Below are 392 nucleotides of genomic sequence, written 5' to 3' on the forward strand. Positions count from 1 at the left end.
TTGAAGTCTGGCGTTCGCCGATGATCCCGAACGGCCCGCTGGTTGTCCGCAACGAACTCGGTGCGGAATGGCAGGCCAAGCTGGCCGCCTTCTTCACCGCACTGCCGGCCAAGGACCATGCTTGCTTCACCGCGATCGAAGGCGGCGACTTCAAGGGCTACGTCCCGGTCAAGCACGAGTTCTACAATGCCATCGTCGACGTCCGCAAGCAGGCCATCGGCGGCTGATCGGAACCATGGAATGGAAGGGCGGCTGGAGACAGCCGCCCTTTTCGCGTGACCACGAGCAGAGCGTAGCTTTGGCTTCTTGTTTCTATGCATGTCTTGTCTCTTAACCGGGACCCGAATTTCGGCAGACATGCTCCAGCGGGCGGAACGTCCATGACCATTGCC

General features: G+C 60.5%; 1 protein-coding gene. It reads left to right on the forward strand.

Annotated elements, in window-relative coordinates; all coding sequences use genetic code 11:
- On the forward strand, positions 1-227 hold a 227-nt coding region (locus tag AC1D0P_RS31255; protein WP_477680274.1), incomplete at its 5' end, for a PhnD/SsuA/transferrin family substrate-binding protein.
- Between the last annotated feature and the right edge of the window lie 165 nt (positions 228-392).

The organism is Polaromonas sp. P1_G2, assembly GCF_056405515.1.